This window comes from Tianweitania sp. (genome assembly GCF_032053605.1).
Taxonomy (GTDB): Bacteria; Pseudomonadota; Alphaproteobacteria; order Rhizobiales; family Rhizobiaceae; genus Tianweitania.
The window spans coordinates 118,403-143,158 of sequence record NZ_DAMBUH010000001.1 but is presented as its reverse complement, the minus strand read 5'-3'; the positions used below and the strand labels follow the sequence as shown (position 1 = coordinate 143,158).

The window sequence follows — 24,756 nt, the reverse complement described above, 5'->3', positions numbered from 1 at the left end:
GCCCCGACGGCGCGCCATAAAGCGGCCAGCGGGTCCAGGCGGGCAGGGTCTGCAACGGGCGCAGCGGGGCGGCGAGGCGCGACAGGAAGCCTGACAGGGCACCCTTGCCATCCGTCTGCGACCAGCCTTGCGTGCCGGCAGTTCCGCGCGTGATCGCCACTAGGTTCAGCGCCTGACCGGCTGACAGCGGGTAGGCGACGAGATGAGCGGCCGGATCGAGGAAGGTCGAAACTTTGTCGAAGCGGATGATGTCGGCAATGCCAAGCGCGTCGGCCGTGGCGCGATCGATCGTGGTGCGCCAGGCGGTCATGCCGGAAAACACGCTTTCGGCTGGCTGGCCCTCATGGGCGAAGCGACGCAAGCTGGACCACACGCCATCGGCGCCCACCAGAAGCGCCCCCTTGATCGTCGCGGTGCTGTTATCGCGCACAAGCGACAGGGTGACATCCTCGGTTCCGAACTCCGCACCGAGCACCTGAGCGCCTTTTTCGACCGTGATACGCGGTTCAGCCTTCACCGTCGCCAGCAAGGCCTGCTGGATCGCAGCGCGATGCGCCACGAGATAAGGCGCGCCATAGCGGGCAGCACTATCACTGATTGAGATTTCAGCGAGCTGGCGCAGCGTCGTGGCATCGCGCAAAACCACGCCTGTCGGTGCCACTGCATGCGGCAGAAGGTGATCGAGCACGCCGAGCCGGCGCAGAATATGCGTGGCGTTTGGAGACAGCTGAAGCCCAGCACCCACCTCGCCGAACTCGTGCGTGGCCTCGAACAGGCGTACGGAAAATCCTTCAGCGGCCAAGGCAAGTGCCGCCGTCAGGCCGGCAATGCCACCGCCTGCAATCAGGATCGGTCTATCGGGGGAGTCCATGCCTGCACGCGCAGCCCGTCAGGCCGCGTGCGCTTCGTAAAGGCTGCCGGCGGGCAGGCTTTCACCCGCGCCGAGCGTCGCATTGTAGCGGTAAAGCGTCGAGCAATAAGGACAGACCTTTTCGCTGTCGGCACCCATGTCCAGATAGACATGCGGGTGGTCGAAGGGCGGGTTTGCCCCCACGCACATGAATTCCTTGACCCCGACCTCAATAACCGGATGTCCGGCATCGTTCTGGAAATGCGGAATAGCGCCGCCAGCCATGACACGCTCCTCATGCTTGCTGACCGGCATCTGGAACAGAAATCGGGTCTTTGCAAGCCGCCGTGACGAAACTGTCGCAAAACCGCTGCATGACGCTACTATGTGCCGCGCTGCTTGCGGCAGTGAAATGGGAGATTGTGCATGAACGAGGTCAAGCCGGTGCGCGGCGAGTTGAAGGTCGGCGCAGTTGACGTGTCTGAACCGTCGGGCGGCAACCCCGATCGCTTCGTCAATCGCGAGTTCTCCTGGCTGCAGTTCAATCGCCGCGTTCTGGAAGAATCGCAGAACCCGCGCCATCCGCTGCTTGAGCGCATCCGGTTCCTGTCGATCTCGGCTGCCAATCTCGACGAGTTCTTCATGGTTCGCGTCGCCGGCTTAGCAGGGCAGGTGCGACAGGGCATCGCCGAAAAATCCGCCGATGGTCGCACGCCGGAAGAGCAACTGGAAAACATCCTGCTCGAAGTCGGTCGCCTGCAGGAAGATCAGGAAGCCAGCCTTGGCCAGCTCGGGCAATTGCTGAAGGCTGAAGGCATCGAGACCGTTAAGCCCGGTGCGCTCGCCAAGGATGAAAAGGCTTGGCTCGAAGCGCATTTCATGGACGCGATTTTTCCAGTCCTGACGCCGATGTCGATCGATCCTGCGCACCCGTTCCCGTTCATCCCCAACCTCGGCTTCACCATGGCGCTGGCGCTCAAGCACAAGCGCTTGAACGAGACGATGACGGCGCTGGTGCGCATGCCGCCCGCTTTGCGACGGCTGATCCGTCTGCCGGAAAAGGACAAGCAAGTACGTCTCGTTCTGCTGGAAGACGCGGTCGAGTTGTTCATCGGCAAACTGTTCCCCGGCTATCAGATGACGGCGTCGGGCACATTCCGCATCATCCGCGACAGCGACATAGAGGTAGAGGAAGAAGCCGAGGATCTCGTCCGCTTCTTTGAAACCGCCTTGAAGCGTCGCCGTCGCGGCCAGGTGATCCGCATCGAGTTCGACAGCGGCACGCCGGCCGAGCTGCGCGCTTTCGTGGCGCGGGAACTGGCGGTGCCGGAAAGCCGCGTCAGCGTCTTGCGCGGTCCTCTTGCGCTCAACCAGATCTCGGAACTGACGCAAATCCCGCGCGATGACCTGAAATTCGTGCCTTACAATCCGCGCTTCCCCGAGCGTGTGCGCGACCGCAATGGCGACTGCTTCGCGGCAATCCGGGAAAAGGACATCATCGTCCACCACCCTTATGAGAGCTTCGACGTGGTGGTGCAGTATCTGCGCCAGGCCGCCGCCGACCCGGACGTGCTGGCGATCAAGCAGACGCTTTACCGCACGTCGAACGACAGCCCGATCGTGCGCGCGCTGGCGGATGCGGCAGAAGCCGGCAAGTCGGTCACGGCTTTGGTCGAGTTGAAGGCGCGCTTCGACGAAGAAGCCAATATCCGCTGGGCGCGCGACCTTGAACGCGCCGGCGTGCAGGTCGTGTTCGGCTTCGTGGAACTGAAAACGCATGCCAAGATGTCGCTGGTGGTGCGGCGCGAAGAAGGCAAGCTGCGCAACTACGTGCATCTCGGCACCGGCAACTATCACCCGATCACCGCGCGCATCTACACCGATCTGTCCTACTTCACCTGCGACCCGCAGCTCGCCCGCGATGTTTCGCAGGTCTTCAACTTCATCACCGGCTATGCAGAGCCGACGGAAGAAATGCGGCTGGCGATCTCGCCATTCACGCTGCGCTCCAGCATCATCAAGAACATCGCAGCCGAGATCGAGCACGCCAAGGCAGGCCGTCCGGCGCAGATCTGGATGAAGATGAATTCGCTGGTCGATCCTGAAATCATCGACGCGCTCTATGATGCGAGCAGCGCCGGCGTGGATATCGATCTTGTGGTGCGCGGCATCTGCTGTTTGCGCCCGCAGGTGCCTGGATTGTCCGAGAACATCCGTGTGAAGTCGATCATTGGCCGCTTTCTGGAACACAGCCGCATCTTCTGCTTCGGCAATGGCGGTGGTCTGCCTTCGGATGGTGCGTTGATTTATATCGGCTCGGCCGATCTCATGCCGCGCAATCTCGATCGGCGCGTCGAGACCCTGGTGCCCATCACCAATCCGACTGTGCATGAACAGGTTCTCGGGCAGATCATGCTGGGCAACATCATGGACAACCAGCAAAGCTTTGAAGTACTGGCCGACGGCACGTCCCGCCGCATGGAATGGGACGGCAGCGAGGAAGCGTTCAACGCGCAGGAATATTTCATGACGAACCCGAGCCTGTCAGGCCGTGGCGACGCGCTGAAACAATCCGCACCCAAACGCATTACCCGCCAGAAGCGTAAGAAAGGGAGCGTTGAAGGCAACGCATGATCGCCATCTCTCAAGGGCGTCTGCAAGACCGTCGTCCGATCTCCATCATCGACATCGGATCGAACTCGATCCGATTGGTTATCTATGAGGGCATCGCGCGGTCGCCGACTGTGCTGTTCAACGAAAAGATGCTGGCGGGTCTCGGCCGCGGCATCGTTTCGACGGGCAGGCTCGATCCGGAAGCCGTTCAACGCTCGGTCGAAGAGTTCCGCCGTTTTAGGGCTCTCGCCGAACAGGCAGGCTCCGAAAGCTTGCATGTCATCGCGACCGCTGCTGCGCGTGAAGCGGAAAACGGCCCGGACTTCATCCGTCGCGCCGAGGACATTCTCGGCGTCGACATCAAGGTGCTGAGCGGGCGAGAAGAAGCCTACTACTCCGCGCTCGGCGTCATCTCCGGCTTCCATGATCCAGACGGCATCGCCGGCGATCTCGGCGGCGGCAGTCTGGAGCTGGTGGATGTCGAAGGCGACGTGATCGGCGACGGCATTACGCTGCCGCTGGGCGGCTTGCGTTTGCAGGACGTCACCAAAGGCTCGCCGCAAGCCGCCGTCGAGGTCATCCGCAAGCAGTTGGCGCGCGCCGATCTGCTCGAAGACGGCGAAAATCGCACCTTCTACGCGGTGGGCGGCACCTGGCGAAACCTTGCGCGCCTGCACATGATTTCGACGGGCTATCCGCTCAATGTCATGCATCATTACGAGATGGATCTGGAAAGCACCGCGCCTTTCCTGCGGCAGGTCGCACGCGGCGAACTGGACAAGATGAAGGGGATCAACCTGATCTCCAAGAATCGTCGCAGCCTGTTGCCTTACGGCGCTGCCGCTCTGCAGGAAATCGCCGCAGTCATGAAGCCGTCGCGCATCGTCGTGTCAGCGCTGGGTGTTCGCGAAGGCTACCTGTATTCGCTGCTGACCGAAGAAGAGCGCAAGACTGATCCGCTGGTCTCAGCGGCCGAAGAATTGGCGGTTTTGCGCGCGCGCTCCGTGACCCATGCTCATGAGCTTGCCGCCTGGACTGGCGAAACGTTGCAGGCACTTGGCGTCAAGGAGACCGCAGACGAAGCGCGGCTGCGGCACACCGCCTGTCTCGTGGCCGATATCGGCTGGCGAGCCCATCCCGAATATCGCGGCGTGCAGTCGCTCAACATCATCGCGCATGCGTCGTTTATCGGGGTCGATCATCCCGGCCGCGCTTTTATCGCGCTGGCCAACCTGTTTCGCCACGAAGGCGTGTTCCAGGATGGTTTCGCGCCCGAACTCGCCACGCTTGCGGGCACGCATTATCTCGAGCGCGCGCGACTGCTCGGCGCCATGATGCGCGTGGTTTACCTGCTGTCGGCTTCAATGCCGGGCGTGCTGCCACAGCTGAAGTGGGTGAAGCAGCCGAACGGCAACCTGGCGCTCGTTTTGCCGAAAGCACTCGCCCATCTTGCCGGCGAGCGGCCTGAGGGCCGGGTGGCGCAGCTTGCCAAGGTTAGTGGCAAGGCGCTGGAGATGCTGGTTGCCGATCAATAACGCACTGGAACAAGGCTGAAGACGATCTTCAGCCTTGTGCCTCGACCACGGCAATCCGGCGCTTCTCGAACTTGAGCGCGACCTGTCCCTTGATGAGCTTCAGTGCCTGTTCGCCGAACACTTCGCGACGCCAGCCCTGAAGGGCCGGCACGTTGGCGTCCTCGCCCTTTGAAGCGATCTGCTCTATGTCGTCGCTGGAAGCCAACATCTTCGGCGCGACCGACTGCTGTTCGGCCACGATGCGCAAGAGAACCTTCAACAGCTCAGCACCGGCACTCGTGCCTTCAGCCGGCTGCGCGTAGCGCGGCAACTTCGGCATCTCGTCCTTGGGGATGGCGAGGGCGGTGTTGATGACGGCAAGTAACTCGGTGGCTGTGGACGACCGCTCCCAGCCCTTCGGCGTCGTGCGCAGCCGTCCAAGCGCATGCGCATCCTTCGGCTGCTGCTGCGCAATCTCGTAGATGGCGTCGTCCTTCAGAACGCGTCCGCGCGGCACGTTGCGGCTGCGGGCTTCGCGCTCGCGCCACGCTGCGACATGCTGCACGACGGCGAGTTCGACCGGCTTGCGCAGCCGCATCTTCAGCCGCTTCCAGGCATCTTCCGGCTTCAGATCATAGGTCTCGGTAGCCGTCAGGATACCAGTTTCCTCGGCCAGCCAATGCGCACGGTCTTCCTGCTCCAGCTGAGACTTGAGGTGCAGATAGACCGGGATGAGGTAGGTCACGTCGGCCAGCGCATATTCGAGCTGCTTGTCGGATAGGGGGCGATGGCGCCAGTCGGTAAAGCGCGAGGACTTGTCGAGATGCGCGCCGGTAATCTTCTGCACCAGCTGATCATAAGAGACGCTCTCGCCGAAGCCGCAAACCATGGCGGCGATCTGGCTGTCGAAAACAGGCGAGGGCACCAGGCCGCCGAGGTGGAAGATGATCTCGATGTCCTGACGCGCAGCATGAAAGACCTTCATGACGGCAGGGTTTGCCATCAGCCGGAAGAAGGGCGCGAGGTCCAGACTTTCAGCAAGAGGGTCGATCAGGGCGTTGCGTTCAGGTGTCGCCATCTGGATGAGGCAGAGCTCAGGCCAGAATGTGGTTTCGCGGATGAACTCCGTATCAACCGTCACGAAGTCAGCCTGCTCGAAGTCTGCAATGGCGTCTTCGAGTTCTGCCTGGGTCTGGATAAGGTTCATAAAACTGCTTTCGATTCCGTTTGCGCAGTTTTCAGCGCAAGCGCGGCACGTCAAGGCCGCAAGACGCCATTTACGTCATTCGCCCGCAAGCGGCGCCGACGAATTACGGCTGCGGCGCGTCAGTCGCGAAAACAAGGGCGAGGTGCGCAACAAGGCTGTAAAGCGGCTGCGCCTGGATGCCGGCACGGGCTCGCGAACGAACATGCGGTAGATCGTCACCACGATCAGAACGGCATAAACCACGCCGGTGAAAACGAACAGGGCCGGCGGGCCGAACACCTGCATGACATAGGCGGCGATCACGGGTCCGGCGATCGCGCCGATCGAGTAGAACAGCATCAGCGCCGCTGTCACCAGCACATACTCACCCTTTTCAGCGTAGTCGTTGGCATGCGCGGCGCACAGCGAAAACAGCGTCATCGCAAAGGCGCCGAAGATGAAGACAAGCGCAAAGTTCGCCAACACGTTGCTGCCTGCCAGGAAGGCCAGCGCGAAGGCGGCGATCATCGACACCGCCGTGACGATCAACAGCACCTTTCGCCGGTCCCAGCGATCGGACAGCGAACCCAGCGGATATTGCAGAAGCACGCTGCCGATGATGCCGGCGCTGACGAAGATCACGATATTGGCTTCCGACATGCCGAGCTGCTGCGCGTAAACCGGCGCAAGCGTGCGGAACGACCCGTTGGTCACGCCGACCGCAACGCAGCCGATGGCGGCCAGCGGCGAGATGGCCCAGGCGCGCTTCAGGTCGAGCTTGACCTCGTCCGGCGCGACCGGGTTCGAGCGATCACCAAGCGAGACGGGAACAAGGGAGAGGGTGATCATCATCGTCATGATGCAGAAGATCGCGTAACCCTCCGTTCCGACGATCGGGATCAGGAACTGGCACCCGGTGACCGAACTGACATCGACGATGCGGTAAAGCGCCAGCACACGAGCCCGGTCCTTGTTGGATGCACCCTGGTTGAGCCAGCTTTCCATAACGGTGAACAGGCCGGAAAAGCAGAAGCCGGTGACGAAGCGCACGCCGGCCCATACAAGCGGGTCGATCCACAGGATCAGCATCAGCGTTGCGGCAGAGGCAATCGCTGCCAGTGTTGCAAAGGCGCGGACATGGCCGACGGCCTGCATGATGCGGGTGATCCACAGGCAGCCGATGAAAAAGCCTGCGAAATAGGAGGTTCCCATCCAGCCGATCATGGACGGCTGGAAGCCCTCGGCGGCACCACGAACCGCGATCAAGGTTGCCTGCAAACCGTTGCCGCCGAGCAAAATGCCGGCAGCAATCAGGAGGGGTATGAGGGGGCGCAGCGTCGACATGAACTTCCAAGGCGGGGCTTAAGCCAGACAATATGGAGCGCAAAACAGCGATATGACGATCCAAAACGCATGGATTAGCTGGACCAGTAGCATCCATTTGCGGATGGGGGAGAACAGGATTGCGCCCCGTGAGAGCGCGTTCTTGACAAACCGGACCCTGCATGCGCTTTTCGCGCCGATTTTGGTCCCCGCAACTTGTGGGTGACTTCCAGCGCATCCGTACCACCCGGGAACTGTCATGCACCGCTATCGCAGCCACACCTGCGCTCAACTCCGTAAGGCCGATGTCGGCCAGTCCGTCCGTTTGTCCGGCTGGGTTCATCGCGTCCGCGATCATGGCGGTCTGCTCTTCATCGACCTGCGCGATCATTATGGCCTGACCCAGATCGTCGCCGATCCGGATTCGCCCTGCTTCAAGATCGCGGAAACGGTTCGCGGCGAATGGGTGATCCGCGTTGATGGCGAGGTGAAAGAGCGCCTGGCCGATACCGCCAACGCCAACCTGCCGACCGGCGAGATCGAGATCTTCGCCAAGGAAATGGAAGTGCTGTCGGCCGCCAAGGAGCTGCCGCTTCCCGTTTTCGGTGAGCTGGACTATCCGGAAGACATCCGCCTGAAATACCGCTTCCTCGATCTGCGCCGCGACACGCTGCACAAGAACATCGTGCAGCGCACAAAGATCATCGCCGAGATGCGCAAGCGCATGAATGAGTCGGCCTTCACCGAATTCTCGACGCCGATCCTGACGGCATCGAGCCCGGAAGGCGCGCGCGACTTCCTTGTGCCGTCGCGCATCCATCCCGGCACCTTCTACGCGCTGCCGCAGGCGCCGCAGCAGTATAAGCAGCTGATCATGGTGTCGGGCTTCGACCGTTACTTCCAGATCGCGCCCTGCTTCCGCGACGAGGACCCGCGCGCCGACCGTTTGCCGGGCGAGTTCTACCAGCTCGACCTGGAAATGAGCTTTGTGGAACAGGAAGACATCCTGCAGACCATGGAGCCGGTGCTGCGCGGGGTGTTCGAGACGTTTGCCGAGGGCAAGCCGGTCACGCAGTCCTTCCCGCGCATCAAGTATGATGACGCGATCCGCAAATACGGCTCCGACAAGCCTGATCTGCGCAACCCCATCGAGATGCAGGCCGTGTCCGAGCATTTTGCGGGCTCGGGCTTCAAGGTCTTTGCAGGCATCCTCGCCAACGATCCCAAGGCGGAAGTTTGGGCTATTCCCGCCAAGACCGGCGGCAGCCGCGCGTTCTGCGACCGCATGAACTCCTGGGCGCAGGGCGAAGGGCAGCCGGGTCTTGGCTACATCTTCTGGCGCAAGGAAGGCGACAAGATCGAAGGCGCAGGGCCGATCGCCAAGAACATAGGCGAAGAGCGTACCGAAGCCATCCGCCGGCAGCTTGGCCTGGAAGATGGCGACGCCGTCTTCTTCGTGGCTGGCAACCCCGCGAAGTTCTACAAGTTCGCAGGCGATGCCCGCACGCGGGCCGGCGAGGAGCTGAACCTTGTCGATCGCGACCAGTTCGCACTGTGCTGGATCATCGACTTCCCGTTCTTCGAATGGAACGAAGACGAGAAGAAGATCGACTTCGCGCATAACCCGTTTTCCATGCCGCAGGGCGGCATCGAGGCGCTGAACGGGCAGGATCCGCTGTCGATCAAGGCGTTCCAGTACGACATGGTCTGCAACGGCTTCGAGATCGCGTCCGGCGGTATCCGCAACCACCTGCCGGAAACGATGGTGAAGGCGTTCGAGATGGTCGGCCTGTCGCGCGACACGGTGGAAGAGCGCTTCGGCGGTTTGTATCGCGCGTTCCAGTACGGCGCCCCGCCGCATGGCGGCATGGCGGCTGGTATTGACCGCGTGGTGATGCTTCTTTGCGGCGCCAAGAACCTGCGTGAGATCACCATGTTCCCGATGAACCAGCAGGCCTATGATCTGCTGATGGGCGCACCGTCGGAAGCCACGCCGCAGCAGCTGCGCGAGCTTGAGCTGCGCACCGCGCCGAAGAAGAAGGACTGAGGCGGGCGGCTTTTCAGCCGCTTCATCTCTTCTTGAGATAAATAAAAAAGCCCGGCGCGAGCCGGGCTTTTTTGTTGAGCGGTAAAACCGTGTCAGTCGTTGGCGGTAACGCTGACGCCGAGCTGGTTGATGATTGCCTTCGGAGCATCCGGGCCGCGCGCCATCATGCCGGTTGCGGCAAGCTGGGCGAAGGGCAGGGGCTGAGCAGGCTTCGCGGTGATTTGCAGGCTCTTCGGATCATCTAGGAAGCTGTTGACGGCAGCGGTTACCGACTGCGCAAATTCCGGCATGTTGAGCTGTGCCAGACCGAACGGCACGATAGCCTTGGCCTGGTTGACGAGGGCTTCCGGCGTCGTGTTCTGCTTCTTGGCGATGGCGCCGATGACCTTTTCGGTCAGCGAATCGTCTTCGAAGCGGATGGTCGCCTGGTTGAAGATGACCTGCTGCATCAGGCCGAGCATGGCCATGCCCTGAGCGGACTGATCGGCTTCTGGCGCTGCTGCCATCTTCTCGGTGGTTTCGCGCATGGTCTTGATCAGCGCCGGCGTGTAGCCGCCGAGATCGAAGGTGACGCTGAGCGTGCCGGCATCGTCGACGATGAAGTCGTTCTTCTTGATCAGGAGCTTGCCGTCCTTGGTGTTCCAGGAGGCTTCCATCTGGATCTTGCCGGTAACGGTCTCGTAGCCGAGATCCGAGAGGGTCGGCTTCACATCCGGCGTTGCCAGTTCAAACAGGTCGCTGCTGAAACGGTTGGCCGCGATCGTAATGTCATAAGCGCCGCTGCCGGCCGTGGTCTCGGTCGCCGAGCTGCTGAGGTCTTCGATCGTCAGCACGCGCTTGCCGCCGAGTTCAACGGTGGCGCTGTCGGCCTTGGCGTTCTCATAAGGCGTCATGCCGGCAGCGGCAGCGGCATCGAACGGCAGTTGGGCGCCCTTCACTTCGATACCCTTGGCCGTGACCGTCGCGCCTTCCTGCATGACGGAATAATCCGACAGCGCGATCGAGCCGACGAGGTAGTGATCGCTTTCTTCCGAGATGTCGGAGAAGGTTACGTCGCCGAGCTGAACCGGCTGCGTCGCGCCTGGAACCGTGCCCCTCACGCCCTTCGCAACCACTTCCGACTCATCGCCGGTCAGGTCGCTCCATTCCAGGATGGTGCCCTGCTCGGCCGACAGCGCCTTCAGGCGCGTACCGAATTGCTCAAGCTCGAAGGCCTGCGCACCCGTGATGGGCAGGATAAGCGCAAGTGCGGTGAAAGACAGGGTTGAAGCCAGCGGCAAACGAATGGTCATGCTGATGATCCCGTTAAAAACAATGGTTCGGTCACTCTTGATCGTTTCAATCCGAGATCATCCCGGCAAGAGCAAGGCGAATCGTGTTCGAAGACGATGATGGGCAAGAATTTCGGTGCTCTGCCCATAACACCGGCACTTTGCTGAAACTGCGTACGAAAAGCAAACGCGCTTCTATCCACAGAACTCACAGGCTGAACGGCTGGTTTACGCCGCTGTTCTGATCTTGTTCTTGCCGCGAATCGCTGCGACCGTTACGCCGAAACCATGGGAAAAAGCCTTGTTCCGCCGCCGGATAATGGCGGCAACGCCATTGAACCGGTCGACCTGAAGCGGGCGCTCGAGGAGCGCTACCTCGCTTACGCGCTTTCGACCATCATGCATCGTGCTCTGCCGGATGTTCGCGACGGGCTGAAGCCGGTGCATCGCCGCATCATGCACGCCATGCGGCTGTTGCGCCTCAACCCCGATCAGGGCTTTGCCAAATGCGCTCGCATCGTGGGCGAGGTGATGGGCAAGTTCCACCCCCATGGCGACCAGTCGATCTATGATGCGCTGGTGCGTTTGGCGCAGGACTTTTCCGTTCGCTATCCGCTGGTCGATGGGCAAGGCAACTTCGGCAATATCGACGGCGATAGTGCTGCGGCCATGCGCTACACCGAAGCGCGCATGACCGATGTTGCGACAGCACTTCTGGAAGGCATTACCGAGGATGCCGTCGATTATCGCCCGACCTATAATGAGGAAGACGAGGAACCCGTCGTTCTGCCCGGCGCCTTCCCGAACTTGCTGGCCAACGGTTCCTCGGGCATTGCCGTGGGCATGGCGACCTCGATCCCGCCACATAATGCGGCCGAGCTTTGCGATGCAGCCCTTCATCTGATCGACAATCCCGACGCGCCGCTGGAATCGCTGCTGCAATGGGTGCAGGGGCCCGACTTCCCGACCGGCGGCATCGTGGTCGATTCGCGCGCCGTGATTCAGGAAGCCTATGAAACCGGACGCGGTGGTTTCCGGCTGCGAGCGCGCTGGGAAAAGGAGGACTTGGGACGCGGCACCTGGACGGTGGTCGTCACCGAAATCCCCTATGGCGTGCAGAAGGGCAAGCTGATCGAGAAGATCGCAGATTTGCTGATCGCGCGTCGTTTGCCGCTGCTGGAAGACATTCGTGACGAGAGCGCGGAAGATATCCGTGTCGTGCTGGTGCCCAAGAGCCGGTCGGTTGACCCCGGCCTTCTGATGGAATCGCTGTTCAAGCTGACCGAGCTCGAAACGCGCTTTCCGCTCAACATGAACGTGCTGTCGCGCGGCAAGGTACCGAACGTCCTGTCGCTGAAGGGCGTGTTGCAGGAGTGGCTGGAGCACAGCAAGGATGTCCTGATCCGCCGGTCCAAGCACCGTCTCGCGGAAATCGAGCGCCGGTTGGAAATCCTTGGCGGTTACCTCATCGCCTTTCTCAACATCGACGAGGTGATCCGCATCATCCGCGAGGAGGATGAGCCCAAGCAGGTGATGATCGCGCGCTGGGACCTGACCGACATCCAGGCCGAAGCCATCCTGAACCTGCGCTTGCGCCAGCTGCGCAAGCTGGAAGAGTTCGAAATCCGCAAGGAATTCGACGCGCTATCGGCCGAAAAGGCCTCGATCGAAGCGCTGCTCGACTCGCCCGAAAAGCAGTGGCAGACGTTCAAGTGGGAAGTCTCGGTGGTTCGCCGCAACTTCGGTCCGGACACCGAGATCGGCAAGCGCCGTACGACGTTCGCGGATGCGCCCGACGTTGACCTCGGCGACATCCACCAGGCGATGATTGAGAAGGAACCGGTCACCGTCGTTATTTCCGAAAAGGGCTGGCTGCGGGCGCTGAAGGGGCATCTAGCGGACTTCTCAGCGCTGACTTTCAAGGAAGGCGACCAGCTCAAGCTCGCTTTCCATGCGCAGACCACCGACAAGATCCTGGTCTTCACCACCGGCGGCAAGTTCTACACGATTGGCGCCGACCGGCTGCCGGGCGGTCGCGGCCATGGCGAGCCGATCCGCATCATCGTGGACATGGAAAACGATCAGGCGATCGTCACCGCTTTTGCGCATCAGCCGGGGCGGCGCCTGCTGCTCGCTTCGCATGGAGGCTACGGCTTCCTGGTGCCGGAAGACGAAGTGGTCGCCAACACCCGCAAAGGCAAGCAGGTGATGAACGTCAAGATGCCGGACGAGGCCAAGCGCTGCGTTCCGGCCAATGGCGATCAGGTCGCGATCGTCGGCGAAAACCGCAAGATGCTGGTGTTCCCGCTGGGTGAAGTACCGGAGATGGCGCGCGGCAAGGGTGTTCGGCTGCAGCGCTTCAAGGATGGCGGGATGTCCGACATCAAGGTGTTCACGCTGGAACAGGGCCTGAGCTGGCACGATTCGGCCGACCGCACCTTTACCCGCCGCGCGGCCGAGCTTGTTGAATGGACGGCCGAGCGTGCGACCGCGGGGCGTGTCGTGCCCAAGGGCTTCCCGCGCAACAACCAGTTCACCTAGAGCATTTCCGGCGAAAGAAGAATCGCCGAAAGTGCTCTAGCTCATTGTTTAGACGCAATTTCCGGACGCAAACCGCTCCGCACTTTTGCTGGAATTGCTTTAGGCTGGCGACGTCAGCCATTCGGCGGCGTAGTCGGTGCGGGAAACGCCGGTAAAGCGGCGCAGCCGCTCAATCTCGGCTTCGAGGCCTGTGACCAACGCAGCGGAGACACGCACGCGCTTTTCCGGCCAGAAGCGGCGGACGCTCATGACGTCGTTCGGGCGATCCGCCTTCATGTCGATGCGGCCGACGATGGTGTCGCCGCGTAGAACGGGAAAGACGTAGTAGCCGTATTTGCGCTGCGCTTCCGGCACGAAGACCTCGATGCGGTAATGGAAATCGAAGATGCGCTCGGCGCGGCCGCGATCGCGCAGCAGCGGATCGAAGGGGCTGAGCACGCGCACCCGTGTCGGTGGCTCGGGCACTGCGTCGAGTTCCACCAGCGTGGCGGGGAAGGCGAAGGCGGTACGCGGCTTGGAACCGTCAGCGCTTTCGATGCGAACCTCCTCCAGCCGGCTGCGGTTTGCCGCAACCCATTCCTCCACCTCAGCCGGCTTCAGCAACTGGAAGAAGGCGGCGATCTGTCCACGCGTGCCGAAGCCGAGCCGTGCCAAGGCCGCCGTGCACGCCCAATCGACAAAGGTGTCATGGTCGACGGTTTGCTCGCGATGGGCGACCGGGATGACGCGTTCCGTGAGGTCATAGACCTTCTGGAAGCACTCACGCCGGCTGATCTGCAATTCGCCGGTGCGCCAGAGATATTCGAGCGCGGCCTTTGAGGGATGCCAGTCCCACCAGCCGGTGGAGGGCTTGTCGCGCGCTTCGAAGTCGCGCGCCATGACAGGGCCCTCCCGGCGGATGCGTTCGAGGATGGCATCAGCGGAGTGAGCGAAGTCGCTGCCGAAATGCATCGGCCTCAGTGCCAGACGCTCCTTCTCCCGGATGAAGCGGTGTTTCCAATAAGGGAAAAAGGAAACCGGGATGACCGACGCATCATGCGTCCAGTGCTCGAACAGGGTGCGTTCGCGCTCGATCAGGCGGTGCAACTGCGCCTGCTTGTAGGTCTTGTTTCGGGCAAACAGGATCTGATGATGCGCGCGCTCAACGATCGCGATGCTGTCGACCTGCACATAGCCGAGCCGCTCGATCACGGCCTGAAGTTCGGGCAGCGTCTGCGCACGATGCGGCGGATCGGAAAGGGCCTGGTGGTGGATCAGGAGGCGGCGTGCAAGGCGGTTCGGGATCAGCTGCTGCATGAATAGGAGGTAGCCTTTTGCCCGCCAGCCTCAAGTCAGATGTCTCAAGTCGGATGGCGTAAGGCGAGTGATGCGCGGCGTCGTCGTCCTTGCGCGATCTGCCATGCCGAATGCGCGATCAGCGTCACGATCAGGATCGCGCCGCCGATCAGGCTCGCATTTGTCGGGACTTCGGTGAAGATCATCCAGACCCAGATCGGAGCCAGCACAGTTTCAAGCAGGTAGAACATCGCGACTTCCGGCCCCGACAGATACTTCGGCGCATTGGCAAGGCAGAAGAAGGCGATGGGGATGACGACGAAGCCGTCGAGCATGATCCATTGCGGCGCTTCAGCCTCGAAGCCGACACGCGCGACCATGACGAGCGCGATGCACAAAGCCGGGATCACGGCCATCAATGAGGCAAACCCCATGTCGCGTCCGCTCCAGCGGCTGATCGTGATGGCGGTTGCGATCAGGAAGGCAGAGCACATGGCGAGCGCGTTGCCGACGAGATTGCCGGTGCCGATGCCGGCGTGAACGATGATCAGCACCCCGACGATCATCAGGAAAATTGCGGCAAGCGTTGCCGGTTTTGGCCGCTCTTTCAGGAAAATCCAGGACAAAACGGCGGCAAAAGCGGTGTTGAACGCCAGGATAAAGACGAGATCGGCCGTCGTTGTGTGAAACACGGCGAGCAGGAACGTCATCGAAGAGAGCGAGTAAAGCCCCGCAACGATCAGCCCAATGCGGCCGGGGATCAGCGGTGGGAGCTTCATGCCGAGGCCACGCAGGATCGACCAGATCACCAGCGTGGAAACCAGCGTTGTGCTGGTGCGGATCAGAAGTGCGCTCCAGCTGTTGGCGTGGCCGAGCTTGACCAGCGGGATGTCGATCGTGAGAACGAGCCCGCCAAGGGTCGCCAGAAGCAGGCCGCGCGCATGCGGCGAAAGCGAATGGAACAAGCGAATCTTCCCCCGGGGTCTCGCCCGAGTTAGGTCGACTTCACTTGTCCTGTCCAACCTCATCTGTGCGGAAGCGCTCCCAACCCTTTGGTCCAAGATGCTCCTGCGGCTGGAAGCGGACCTTGTAGGCCATCTTGCGCGAGCCATTCACCCAGTAGCCCAGATAGACATGCGGCAGGCCCATGGAGCGGGCGCGGGCGATGTGGTCGAGGATCATGAAAGTGCCGAGCGAGCGGTCTTCGAGCTCGGGGTCGAAGAAGGAATAGACCATCGACAGCCCGTCGCCCATGCGGTCGCTGAGCGCGACGGCAACGAGATCGCCCACGCCCTTGCCGGTGATGAACGTATCAGGGCCACGGCGACGATATTCGATGACCTTGGTTTCGACATGGCTGTCTTCAACCATCATTGCATAATCGAGCACGCTCATTTCCAGCATGCCGCCGCGTTTGTGGCGGGCCTCGAGATAGCGGCGGAAGAGGGAATATTGCTCGGTGCTGGGTTCCGCATCATGCATGTCGCCGACGAGATCGTTGTTGCGCGCGGCCACTCGCTTCATATTGCGGGTGGGCTCGAACTCGTTGACGAGGATGCGGGTGGACACGCAGGCCCGGCAGGTCTCGCAGGCCGGGCGATAGGCGATGTTCTGGGAGCGGCGGAAGCCGCCCTGGGTCAGCAGATCGTTAAGGTCCTTGGCGCGGTCGCCGATCAGATGCGTAAACACCTTCCGCTCGAACTGCCCTTCAAGATAAGGGCAGGCGGTGGGTGCCGTCAGAAAGAACTGCGGCGAAGGAGGCTGGTGATGCGTCATCGATGCCGAAGCGGCTCACTCGTTTCGAGCGTAGGTTGAACCGCTCGCGCAAAAGGTCAACTCACAAAGATTGATCCGCGAGGTGACGCAGCCGCCGATCAGCGATCCGTGCGGATGACGGCAGTGCCGAGCAGCAGGTCATGCAGCGTGCGCTTGCGGTCGATGAACAGGGACGCGAGCAGGATCAGCGGCGTCAGGATCACGTTACCGGCCCAGAACAGGACCGAGTGAACCACCGCCAGAACGCCGTCCACGCGCCCGCCATCAAGGCGCTCGAGCCGGATCGACATCGCGCGCATGCCAAGCGTCGCTTGCCGCGGCGAGCCCATGGTCGAAAAGACATAAACCAGCGCGATGAGCGGGGTGAGCATGCCGAACAGCATCCAGCCCAGACCAAGCGTGATGATGCCGAGGAAGCCGACGATGACGCTGACCGGGATCAGCAAAAGAAGCACGATGGCATAGTCGATGCAGAAAGCGAGGATGCGACGCCGGCGGACACCATCATACAGCCTGACATCATCGAGGCTGCGGTAGAGCGCGCCAGTCTGATCCATCGTGGCAGTGTGTTGAGTCGACATCGCGGTCCTTCCATTGGTTACCCCATGGAGATGGCGATTTGCCTAAGCAACTTCAAGCGATGGAACGGCGCCTCTTAGACGCGCCTTGGCAGCAGGCTTGTGATGCCGATGGCGATCCAGCCGAGGATCATCAGCGTGCCGCCGGTGGGTGCCGCCATAGGGAACAGGCCCTCGGCTCCGTAATGTCTGATGATCAGGTCGGTCGCAAACAGCGCGACGCCGACAAACAGCAGCCAGGCGGCGAGCCGCAGCGGCTTAGACGCTCCGAGCAGGCCGACAGCCAGAAGGGCCGGTGCATGCATCAACAGAAAGGACGCGCCGGTGGCGATCGGTCCGCCGCCGCTATGCGTCGCGACCGCTGAGAAGGCCACACCAGCAGCACCGCAAAGAGCGGAGGCGACGCAAAGACCGCGATCCGGCACGGCTGCGATCATGATGCGAGGAGTTCCGCCACATCGGGCGCGAAATAGGTCAGGATGCCGTCGCAACCTGCGCGCTTAAAGGCCAACAGGCTTTCCAGCATGGCGCGTTCGCAATCGATCCAGCCACTGGCGGCAGCCGCCTTGATCATCGTGAACTCGCCCGACACCTGATAGGCGAAGGTCGGCACTGCAAAAGTTTCCTTCAGCCGGTGCACGATGTCGAGATAGGGCATGCCGGGCTTCACCATCAGCATATCGGCGCCCTCGGCGAGATCCTGCTCGGCTTCGCGCATGGCTTCGTCTGAGTTGGCGGGGTCGAGATAGTAGGTCTTCTTGTCGCCCTTCAGGAGACCGCTGGTGCCGATCGCCTCGCGGTAAGGACCGTAAAAGGCCGACGAAAACTTGGTCGCATAGGACATGATCGCGACATCTTGAAAGCCTTCGGCGTCCAGTGCGTCGCGGATAGCGCCGATGCGGCCGTCCATCATGTCGGACGGCGCGATGATGTCGGAGCCGGCATGCGCCTGGGAAAGCGCGGCCGCCACAACCTGGTCGACGGTCTCGTCATTGACGATGATGCCGTCGCGCAAAATGCCGTCATGGCCGTGATCGGTGAACGGGTCGAGTGCGGCGTCCGTGATGATGCCGATGTTGGGTGCAGCATCCTTGATCGCGCGAGTGCCGCGATTGATCAGGTTGTCGGCATGACAGGCATGCGAGCCGGTCTGATCCTTCAGCGCGTGCTCAATGTAAGGGAAGGTGGCGATTGCGGGAATGCCGAGCGATGCGGCGCGCTTGGCTTCCTGCGCGGCCATATCCACCGACAAGCGGAACACGCCGGGCATGGCGGGCAGGGGCTCGCGCTTGTTCTCGCCATCAACAAGGAAGATCGGCCAGATCAGGTCGTCGACAGTCAGCCTGTTTTCCTGAACCAGCCGGCGCGACCAATCTGCCTTGCGTGTGCGGCGCAGGCGGCGGCTTCCGGTAATTTCGTCGACGCTTCGGCCGATCCGTGTCGGCGCGCGGTATATCCTGTCCATGGCAGATGCCCTTTCTCAGAGCGGGCTCATAGCACAAGGGCTGTGCGCGCACCACGCAGCAAGCCTGCGGCATTGACGCCACGCGGGGCGAACCGTAAGCCCGAAGCTTGTCTGTGCGAGCTGGCTTTGGGCGCGATGACTTGGGAGAGGTGGTCATGAAAGTGGATTTCGGCGGCGGCGAAGAGATCGCCTTCGAGCGCGTCGGCAGGGCCGGCGTCGTCACCCTCACGCGACCGAAGGCGTTGAATGCGCTGACCCATGGCATGGTAAAGGCGCTAGCGGCAGCTCTGACAACCTGGGCTACAGAAAGCGACGTCGCCGTCGTGGTGGTCAAAGCGGAAGGCCGGGCCTTCTCGGCCGGCGGCGACATTCTTGATGTGTATCGCCGTGGCAAGGCGGGCGAGCATCCGGTCGCCTTCTTTGCGGACGAGTACCGGCTGAACACGCAGATCGAATCCTACCCCAAGCCTTATATCTCGCTGACCGACGGCATCGTCATGGGCGGCGGTGTCGGTATCTCTTTTCACGGTTCGCATCGGGTGATCAGCGAGAATGCGCTGTTTGCCATGCCGGAAGTCGGCATCGGCTTCTTTCCCGATGTCGGCGGCAGTCATCTTCTACCGAAGCTGCCGGGCTCCTTCGGCCGCTATCTTGCGCTGACCGGCGATCGTATCCGCGCCGGCGACATCATGGCGTCGGGCATGGGCACGCATTTCGTGCCATCCGCCAGCCACCCGCTGCTGGTCGAGGAACTGGCCTCCTCAGGCAATCCGCGTGCAGCCCTCGCCAAGTTCATCACGGAAGAGCCGGCGCGTGAGATCGATGATGGCGCGCTGCATACGATCTCCAAGCTGCTGTCGGTGGATCGCTTCAAGGAGGTCATCGCCGGCCTGCAGCGTGCCGCGCCGCGTGACGAGTTTGCGCAAAAGCTGCTCGACACCATTTCCAAGCGCTCGCCGACCAGCCTGCATGTCACCTTCAAGCAGATCCGCGATGGTGAGATGCTGACGATGCCAGAATGCATGCAGATGGAATATCGCATTCTCAACCGCATGCTGCAGGGTCATGACTTCTATGAAGGCATCCGCGCGGCGCTGATCGACAAGGGCTCGACACCGCAATGGAAGCCGGCTGACATCACTGCTGTGTCCAACGCCGATGTTGAAGCCTATTTCGCGCCGCTCGGCGAAGGGGAACTGCGTCTGTGATTGCCGGCCCAGCCAGGATCGCGGTTGCCGCGCCGACCCTTGCCGAACGCGCGCTTGCCTTCCTGCATCGGCTGGTTGCCGTGTACTGCCTCCTGTTCGGCATCCTGTACTGGATCCGCTTGATCGGCCTGAACGACGGCGTCACCTGGCGCTTTGATACGATGCCGATCTATTGGCAGGCGGCCGGCGTCGTGCTCGCCGTGTTCTTCCCCTTCGCTGCCATCGGCCTATGGATGCTGGCCTCCTGGGGACCGGTTCTATGGCTGATCTGCGCGATCACTGAAATCGTGATGTATGTCGGTTTCCCGCAGGTCTTCGGATGGCGCATTGGCGCGGTTGCCGTGCATTTCACCGTTGCCGCGCTTTATCTGATCATGCGGTTGGTTATTTATTTCCAAAAGAAAAGGTTGGCGTAAGTCGTTGTTAAGCCTCTTTCAAATGGAGGCTTGGAAAGCTCTGGTTAAGCTTGGCGTTTAAGTCGAATTTTAGGTGCGACGGTTATGGTCATGCCCAAGGTGAGATCAAAAAAACAATCACCAGGCGTCAACACGAGAGGCACAACCGATGAACACGCGACAGGCCGCCAAGCCCGCACCGGCGCAAGACGAACGCCGCGAAGCAATCCGCACGCTTTACATGGAAGCCCTTCAGCTCGTTGAGCGGCTGCATCGCCGGTTGCTCGACGTGATCAAGGATGAGTTCGACCGCAACGGCCGCAGCGACATCAACGCGATCCAGGCGCTGCTCCTGTTCAACATCGGCAATGCCGAACTCACCGCCGGGGAACTGCGCTCACGCGGTTATTATCTCGGCTCCAACGTTTCCTACAACCTGAAGAAGCTGGTCGATCTCGGCTTCATCAACCACCAGCGTTCGCGCATCGACCGCCGCTCCGTGCGCGTCAGCCTGACGCCAAAGGGCCAGGAAATCGAGAAGATCGTCGCCGGCCTTTATGAGCGCCATATCGGCTCCATCGAAGCTGTCGGCGGTATCAACCACGACGAGTTCAACCAGATGAACAAGTCGCTGCAGCGCCTCGACCGCTTCTGGAACGACACGATCGCCTACCGGATGTAGGTCCCGTCCATTCTCTGGGCTCGAGGGAGAACCTCGATGAAACGGCGCCTCGGTTTGATCTCCGGGCGCCGTTCCTGCGTCTGCGATGCAACACATTTGCGTGTGCCTTGCTTGATCCAGGGCGATGAAGATCAAGGTGATACGGCAGGCCACGCTGCCGCCATATTCGAGTGACACGGCGATTGTCATGGAACGGGCGTTTGAAAGCCTGGAACGACCCGATCGGCGTTGCGTTGCAGCGTGATCGAGGATCGAGCGGCTCAATGGCCATCCGTTGATTGGTAACTTGTTAAGCCTGTTTTCCTATCGTGACGGATCGATGCCGAGTTCAGACGTGTCCGAGTGACCGCAGACAACGTGGATAGATGATGAAAACAACCCGCCGCAATTTTCTGACCGCAGCCGGTGCTCTGGCTGGAACGGCGCTTGCCGCGCCTGCGTTCGCTCAGGACATTCTCGACGACGTCTTCCAGTCCAACCGTCGCGGCGGCTGGAACGACCAGTTCGATGCTAAGGCAGCCGGCGGCGAAGCGGTTCAGTCCGCTATCCCGATCTATAGCCACGAAACGCTGATGTATACGCAGCAGGCGATTACCGAATATCAGAACATCGTCGCCCAGGGAGGCTGGAACGAGGTGCCGTCGGGCAACAAGCTGCAGCTTGGCGTTGTTCATCCGGACGTTGAGGCCATGCGCCGCCGCTTGATGATCTCGGGCGACCTGTCGCAGCGCGCCGGCCTGTCGCAGTCCTTCGATACCTACACCGATGCCGCTCTGAAGCGCTTCCAGCGCCGTCATGGCCTGCCGGCCGATGGCGTCACGGGCAAATACACGTATGCCGCGATGAACGTATCGCCGCAAATCCGGCTTGGTCAGCTGCAAACGAACCTGAACCGCCTCAACCAGAACATGGGCTCTTATCAGGATCAGCGCTATGTGATGGTCAACATTCCGGCGGCGCAGATCGAAGCCGTGGAGAACGGTCGCGTAGTTTCGCGCCACACGGCAATCGTGGGCAAGATCGATCGCCAGACGCCCTTGATTGATTCCGCGATCAACGAAGTGATCGTCAATCCCTATTGGAACGCGCCGGAGTCGATCGTCCGCAAGGACATCATTCCGTTGATGCGCAAAAACCCGAACTATCTGCGCGACAACAACATCCGCATCCTGGCCGCCGATGGTTCGGAGATCGATCCGCTATCGATTGACTGGTCGACCGAAGATGCTGCCAAGATGCATTTCCGCCAGGATCCGGGCAAGATCAACGCCATGGCTTCGGTGAAGATCAACTTCCCCAATAGCCATGCGACCTACATGCATGACACTCCGCAGCAGAGCCTGTTCAACAACCTCATGCGCTTCGATTCGTCGGGCTGCGTACGCGTCCAGAACGTGCGCGATCTCGTGACGTGGCTGCTCCGTGATACGCCGGGCTGGAGCCGCCAGCGCTTCGAAGACACGATCCGCAGCGGCCAGAACACGCCCGTCCAGCTTTCGCAGGCCGTGCCGGTGCACTTCACTTATGTGTCGGCCTGGTCGACGGGTGACGGCGTCGTGCATTTCCGCGATGACGTTTATGCACTGGACGGCAATCAGGAATTGCAGATGTCGCAGGCGATCTGATCGCCTCTGCTTCCAAGATCAAAGGCCGCCTTCGAGGCGGCCTTTTTCGTTTCGGCACCGGTGTCGGAAACACAGCAGAAAAATGCGGTTCCGGCTCGTGGCGAGCGCGCACCAAGTGTGATAGTGCGCGCTCAATCTTCCCGTTCGCTTCGTAAAGGATCCTGCGATGGCTTCTTCGACCAATGCCTTCTTCACCACCTCGCTGGAAGAGCGGGATCCGGAAATCTTTGGTTCCATCCGCGACGAACTGGTTCGCCAGCGCCACGAGATCGAGCTGATCGCCTCGGAAAACATCGTGTCGCGCGCCGTGCTGGAAGCGCAGGGCTCGATCATGACCAACAAATATGCCGAAGGCTATCCGGGCAAGCGCTACTACGGCGGCTGCCAGTTCGTGGATGTCGCCGAAACGCTGGCGATCGAACGCGCCAAGAAGCTGTTTGACTGCAACTTCGCCAATGTCCAGCCGAACTCCGGCAGCCAGATGAACCAAGCCGTGTTCTTGGCGCTTCTGCAGCCCGGCGACACCTTCATGGGCCTAGACCTCAATTCGGGCGGCCATCTCACGCACGGCTCGCCGGTCAACATGTCCGGCAAGTGGTTCAACGTCGTGTCATACGGCGTGCGCGAGGACGACCACCTCATCGACATGGATGTGGTGGAGCAGAAGGCGCATGAGACCAAGCCGAAGCTGATCCTTGCCGGCGGAACCGCTTATTCCCGTATCTGGGACTGGAAGCGCTTCCGCGAGATCGCCGACGCGGTCGGCGCCTATCTTATGGTCGACATGGCCCATATCGCCGGCCTCGTGGCTGGCGGCGTGCATCCGTCGCCACTGCCGCATGCGCATGTCGTCACCACCACGACTCATAAGTCGCTCCGCGGCCCGCGCGGCGGCATGATCCTCACCAATGACGAGGATATTGCCAAGAAGATGAATTCGGCCGTGTTCCCCGGCTTGCAGGGCGGGCCGCTGATGCACGTCATCGCTGCCAAGGCGGTGGCTTTCGGCGAAGCGCTGCAGCCGGAGTTCAAGACCTACGCCGCCAACATCGTGGCGAACGCGAAGGCGCTCGCTGCAAGCCTGAAGGATACCGGCCTCGACATCGTGTCGGGCGGCACGGACAATCATTCGATGCTGGTCGACCTTCGTCCGAAGAACGCCACGGGCAAGCGCGCTGAAGCAGCTCTGGGGCGCGCCAACATCACCTGCAACAAGAACGGCATCCCGTTCGACCCGGAAAAGCCGTTCGTGACCTCTGGCGTGCGTCTCGGCACACCGGCCGGTACCACGCGCGGCTTCGGCGAAGCCGAGTTCCGCGAGATCGGTCAGCTGATCACCGAGGTGCTGGACGGCCTGAAGGCTGCCAACTCGGATGAAGGCAACCAGTCGGTGGAAGAGGCTGTGAAGCGCAAGGTCGTTTCGCTGACGGATCGCTTCCCGCTTTATCCCTATCTGGGGTAAGGGGGAGCATCCCTCTTAGACCGGAAGTCCGATGCGCTGCCCTTACTGCCAATCCGAAGACACCCAGGTTAAGGATTCGCGGCCTGCCGAAGACGGCGCCGCGATCCGGCGCCGCCGGATCTGCCCGGTTTGCGGCGGTCGCTTCACCACGTTCGAGCGCGTGCAACTGCGCGATCTCGTCGTGGTCAAGAAGTCCGGCCGCAAGGTGCCGTTCGATCGCGACAAGCTGATGCGCTCCTTCGACATCGCGCTGCGAAAGCGCAATGTCGATCCAGACCGCATCGAGCGCGCGGTTACGGGCATTGTGCGCCAGCTGGAAAGCTCGGGCGAAACGGAGATCGTGGCGGGCGAAATCGGCCGGCTGGTCATGGAAGCGCTCAAGGCGCTGGACGACGTCGCCTATGTCCGCTTCGCCTCAGTCTACCGCAACTTCCGCGAAGCGCGGGACTTTCACGGCGTGCTCGACGAGCTGACGGTGGAAGACGACCCTGATCATGGAGCCGAACGGCACGATGGCTGAAACACAGCCTAACGCCGATGACCGCCGCTTCATGGCAGCGGCCATTCGGCTGTCGCGCCGGCATCTCGGACTGACCGGCACGAACCCATCCGTCGCAACCTTGATCGTTGCCGATGGCGTGATCGTCGGTCGGGGCATCACCGCGATCGGCGGACGCCCGCATGCCGAGACACAGGCGCTGGCTGAAGCCGGCGAGCGGGCAAGGGGGGCGACCGCCTATGTCACGCTCGAACCCTGCGCACATCATGGCCGCACTCCGCCTTGCGCTGAAGCGCTTGTCGCCGCCGGTGTCACCCGTGTCGTTGGAGCCGCATCCGATCCGGACCCGCGCGTCGCAGGACGCGGCTATGCGATCCTTCGGGCCGCCGGCATCGAGGTTCTGGAAGGCGTTCTGGCTGAAGAAGCCGGCGATCAGCTACGCGGCT

22 protein-coding genes are annotated in these 24,756 nt (G+C 61.6%); 11 read left to right on the top strand and 11 right to left on the bottom strand.

All coding sequences use genetic code 11. The features are described 5' to 3' along the window. Positions 1 to 871, bottom strand: an 871-nt coding sequence (locus tag RTX98_RS00705) for an FAD-dependent monooxygenase (RefSeq protein ID WP_312793896.1), incomplete at its 3' end; no start/stop codon positions are given. 18 nt (positions 872 to 889) lie between these two features. Continuing rightward, complete coding sequence (locus RTX98_RS00700; protein ID WP_312793895.1) at positions 890 to 1,135, bottom strand: zinc-finger domain-containing protein; 246 nt, start codon at positions 1,133 to 1,135, stop codon at positions 890 to 892. Between the two features lie 141 nt (positions 1,136 to 1,276). Between RTX98_RS00700 and RTX98_RS00695 the strand changes: the two genes are divergently transcribed. Together RTX98_RS00695 and ppx are read left to right on the top strand one after the other, a co-directional pair. After that, entirely contained in the window at positions 1,277 to 3,484 is a 2,208-nt protein-coding gene (locus RTX98_RS00695) for an RNA degradosome polyphosphate kinase (protein WP_312793894.1), read from the top strand. Beyond that, positions 3,481 to 4,998: an exopolyphosphatase gene (gene ppx / locus RTX98_RS00690; protein ID WP_312793892.1), complete on the top strand. Its 1,518-nt coding sequence runs from the start codon at positions 3,481 to 3,483 to the stop codon at positions 4,996 to 4,998. The genes RTX98_RS00695 and ppx overlap by 4 nt, the downstream gene beginning before the upstream one ends. A 28-nt stretch (positions 4,999 to 5,026) precedes the next feature. Here the strand turns inward: ppx and rnd are convergent, their stop codons facing one another. Together rnd and RTX98_RS00680 are read right to left on the bottom strand one after the other, a co-directional pair. Next, positions 5,027 to 6,184, bottom strand: coding sequence for a ribonuclease D (gene rnd, locus RTX98_RS00685; RefSeq protein WP_312793890.1), 1,158 nt, complete (start codon positions 6,182 to 6,184; stop codon positions 5,027 to 5,029). A gap of 75 nt (positions 6,185 to 6,259) precedes the next feature. Then, complete coding sequence (locus tag RTX98_RS00680) at positions 6,260 to 7,507, bottom strand: MFS transporter (RefSeq protein WP_312793889.1); 1,248 nt, start codon at positions 7,505 to 7,507, stop codon at positions 6,260 to 6,262. Between the two features lie 238 nt (positions 7,508 to 7,745). Between RTX98_RS00680 and aspS the strand changes: the two genes are divergently transcribed. Beyond that, entirely contained in the window at positions 7,746 to 9,533 is a 1,788-nt protein-coding gene (gene aspS / locus RTX98_RS00675) for an aspartate--tRNA ligase (RefSeq protein ID WP_312793888.1), read from the top strand. Positions 9,534 to 9,625: 92 nt separating this feature from the next. Here aspS and RTX98_RS00670 read toward each other — a convergent pair whose 3' ends face one another. Further along, positions 9,626 to 10,825 carry a hypothetical protein gene (locus RTX98_RS00670; RefSeq protein ID WP_312793887.1) on the bottom strand — a complete coding sequence of 400 codons (1,200 nt, stop codon included), beginning with the start codon at positions 10,823 to 10,825 and terminating at the stop codon, positions 9,626 to 9,628. Between the two features lie 267 nt (positions 10,826 to 11,092). On the opposite strand from RTX98_RS00670, the gene parC reads away from it, so the two are divergent. After that, positions 11,093 to 13,345 (top strand): DNA topoisomerase IV subunit A, encoded by a 2,253-nt coding sequence (parC, locus tag RTX98_RS00665; protein ID WP_312793886.1) that lies wholly within the window; start codon positions 11,093 to 11,095, stop codon positions 13,343 to 13,345. Positions 13,346 to 13,444: 99 nt separating this feature from the next. On the opposite strand, the gene RTX98_RS00660 is transcribed toward parC, so the two are convergent. From RTX98_RS00660 to hemB, 6 genes are all read right to left on the bottom strand, one after another. Then, positions 13,445 to 14,641: a winged helix-turn-helix domain-containing protein gene (locus tag RTX98_RS00660; RefSeq protein ID WP_312793885.1), complete on the bottom strand. Its 1,197-nt coding sequence runs from the start codon at positions 14,639 to 14,641 to the stop codon at positions 13,445 to 13,447. Between the two features lie 44 nt (positions 14,642 to 14,685). Continuing rightward, positions 14,686 to 15,585 carry a DMT family transporter gene (locus RTX98_RS00655; protein ID WP_312793883.1) on the bottom strand — a complete coding sequence of 300 codons (900 nt, stop codon included), beginning with the start codon at positions 15,583 to 15,585 and terminating at the stop codon, positions 14,686 to 14,688. A gap of 40 nt (positions 15,586 to 15,625) precedes the next feature. After that, on the bottom strand, positions 15,626 to 16,396 hold the full coding sequence (locus tag RTX98_RS00650) for an arginyltransferase (protein ID WP_312793882.1): 771 nt from the start codon (positions 16,394 to 16,396) through the stop codon (positions 15,626 to 15,628). A gap of 98 nt (positions 16,397 to 16,494) precedes the next feature. Next, positions 16,495 to 16,977: an RDD family protein gene (locus tag RTX98_RS00645; RefSeq protein ID WP_244641302.1), complete on the bottom strand. Its 483-nt coding sequence runs from the start codon at positions 16,975 to 16,977 to the stop codon at positions 16,495 to 16,497. A 74-nt stretch (positions 16,978 to 17,051) separates the two neighbouring features. Next, positions 17,052 to 17,411 carry a DUF423 domain-containing protein gene (locus RTX98_RS00640; RefSeq protein WP_312793878.1) on the bottom strand — a complete coding sequence of 120 codons (360 nt, stop codon included), beginning with the start codon at positions 17,409 to 17,411 and terminating at the stop codon, positions 17,052 to 17,054. Next, positions 17,408 to 18,439, bottom strand: a complete 1,032-nt coding sequence (gene hemB / locus RTX98_RS00635; RefSeq protein WP_312793876.1) for a porphobilinogen synthase — start codon at positions 18,437 to 18,439, stop codon at positions 17,408 to 17,410. The genes RTX98_RS00640 and hemB overlap by 4 nt, the downstream gene beginning before the upstream one ends. Positions 18,440 to 18,600: 161 nt before the next feature. Between hemB and RTX98_RS00630 the strand changes: the two genes are divergently transcribed. The 7 genes from RTX98_RS00630 to ribD form a co-directional block, all read left to right on the top strand. Further along, the gene (locus RTX98_RS00630; protein ID WP_312793911.1) at positions 18,601 to 19,647 is read left to right on the top strand and encodes a 3-hydroxyisobutyryl-CoA hydrolase; all 1,047 of its coding nucleotides are present in this window, start codon (positions 18,601 to 18,603) and stop codon (positions 19,645 to 19,647) included. Positions 19,648 to 19,664: 17 nt separating this feature from the next. Continuing rightward, positions 19,665 to 20,063: a DUF6163 family protein gene (locus RTX98_RS00625; protein WP_416223036.1), complete on the top strand. Its 399-nt coding sequence runs from the start codon at positions 19,665 to 19,667 to the stop codon at positions 20,061 to 20,063. Between the two features lie 148 nt (positions 20,064 to 20,211). Further along, positions 20,212 to 20,724 (top strand): transcriptional regulator LdtR, encoded by a 513-nt coding sequence (gene ldtR, locus RTX98_RS00620; RefSeq protein WP_189501495.1) that lies wholly within the window; start codon positions 20,212 to 20,214, stop codon positions 20,722 to 20,724. A 368-nt stretch (positions 20,725 to 21,092) separates the two neighbouring features. Further along, complete coding sequence (locus RTX98_RS00615) at positions 21,093 to 22,349, top strand: L,D-transpeptidase family protein (protein ID WP_312793910.1); 1,257 nt, start codon at positions 21,093 to 21,095, stop codon at positions 22,347 to 22,349. A gap of 166 nt (positions 22,350 to 22,515) precedes the next feature. Next, complete coding sequence (gene glyA, locus RTX98_RS00610; protein WP_312793871.1) at positions 22,516 to 23,811, top strand: serine hydroxymethyltransferase; 1,296 nt, start codon at positions 22,516 to 22,518, stop codon at positions 23,809 to 23,811. A gap of 31 nt (positions 23,812 to 23,842) precedes the next feature. Continuing rightward, positions 23,843 to 24,331, top strand: coding sequence for a transcriptional regulator NrdR (gene nrdR / locus RTX98_RS00605; RefSeq protein WP_189501497.1), 489 nt, complete (start codon positions 23,843 to 23,845; stop codon positions 24,329 to 24,331). Next, on the top strand, positions 24,324 to 24,756 hold a 433-nt coding region (gene ribD, locus RTX98_RS00600), incomplete at its 3' end, for a bifunctional diaminohydroxyphosphoribosylaminopyrimidine deaminase/5-amino-6-(5-phosphoribosylamino)uracil reductase RibD (RefSeq protein ID WP_312793867.1). The genes nrdR and ribD, both read left to right, overlap by 8 nt.